Annotated in this window: 1 protein-coding gene; it reads right to left on the bottom strand. The window is 57.7% G+C overall.

Annotated features, from left to right (window positions below):
• Window positions 1-14 precede the first annotated feature (14 nt).
• Complete coding sequence (locus tag DMO26_RS33450; protein ID WP_117196538.1) at window positions 15-1,115, bottom strand: IS4 family transposase; 1,101 nt, start codon at window positions 1,113-1,115, stop codon at window positions 15-17.
• Between the last annotated feature and the right edge of the window lie 76 nt (window positions 1,116-1,191).

Below are 1,191 nucleotides of genomic sequence, written 5' to 3'. Positions count from 1 at the left end.
GCACAGTACACGACTCAAGTTTGGGGCGTTGAGAGGGATTGGTTTCTGGGAGCGTTCTGGGTCCAGGCATCGCGCGCGTTTTTGGGTTGATTGATGATCCAATCCCTGAGGGTATCGAACCCGATGCGGAACCATGATTTTGCGCGTCTGCCATGGCTCTTTCGGCTGATAGCTTTCATCCCCATGGCCTTTGTCGAGCACCTGTAGGCCCAGGTCATAGCGAGCATGAGGATGACGAGGAGGCTTGCCAGTTTTTCGGGGTTGATCATATGTGTGTCCTCGATGTTGAGGCCGCGCGTCTTGGCATCGCCGAACAGGCACTCGATCCCCCAGCGCTTTCGGTATTGCGTGAGCGCTCGTGCAGGGTCCCTCCGGTTTGTCGCCACGAGCAGCCATTCCCCATCGGCAAGCCGTTTGGCGGCGAGAAAGACAGGTTGGCTTGTTGAGCCTGTCTGCCCGTTGATCCGGCCAGTCGTGATGAAGACCGTTCGTCGGGCACGCCGGTGGCGCAGGAGCGTGGCAAGTGACCATCCCCGGCCGTCGTCAAGGGTCAGCGTCATGTCGGTTCTGACCCGGATGGCAAAGGAAATATTGTTTTCGTTCAGGAAATCCATCCACTCCACGCCGATAAACTCGCGGTCTGCGTATAGGCAGCGGATGGACGTGGCGGGAAACAAAGCGAGATAGCGACGCATCAGGGCGATGCGGGTTTCCATGTCACTGCTGCCCTGATGCGGCAGGAGAACAAACAGAAGAGGAATACGGAAACGCCGGGTAACAATCGCCAGCATCAGGACATTAATGTCGCGCGCACCGAATTTCCAGTTGGTGCGGTCGAGCGCCAGGTCTTTCGGACGGGTCAGGTTGAGCATAGTCACGACAAGCCATGCCGCCACGTCCTGGTCGAGCCGAATGAACTGGAAGAACCGCTGCAAGCGACGATACTTCGATGCAGGTCGGGCTGACCCCCCTAAATGGACGGCCAGATGCGACAGGTTGACCGTGCGCGACTGGATAAACCCGAGCATCAGAGCAGCCAACGTGGCAAGCCGGCTCTTGCTCAAAACAAAGTGGCAACCTAACGTCTCAATGAGGGCGGTATGGAGCGGCGACATGGCGAAGATCCTTTTGGCGAAGAATCTGCAATTTCACCTCATCATCCCGGCCTCACCCTGACTGTCGTGTACTGTG

Origin of the sequence: Rhizobium terrae, assembly GCF_003425685.1 — a bacterium.
Taxonomy (GTDB): domain Bacteria; phylum Pseudomonadota; class Alphaproteobacteria; order Rhizobiales; family Rhizobiaceae; genus Neorhizobium; species Neorhizobium terrae.
This window is presented reverse-complemented; position numbering and strand designations above follow the sequence as displayed.

Coding starts and splice junctions, on each gene's coding strand:
- DMO26_RS33450 (WP_117196538.1), bottom strand. CDS start 1,115: ATGTCGCCGCTCCATACCGCCCTCATTGAGACGTTAGGTTGCCACTTT.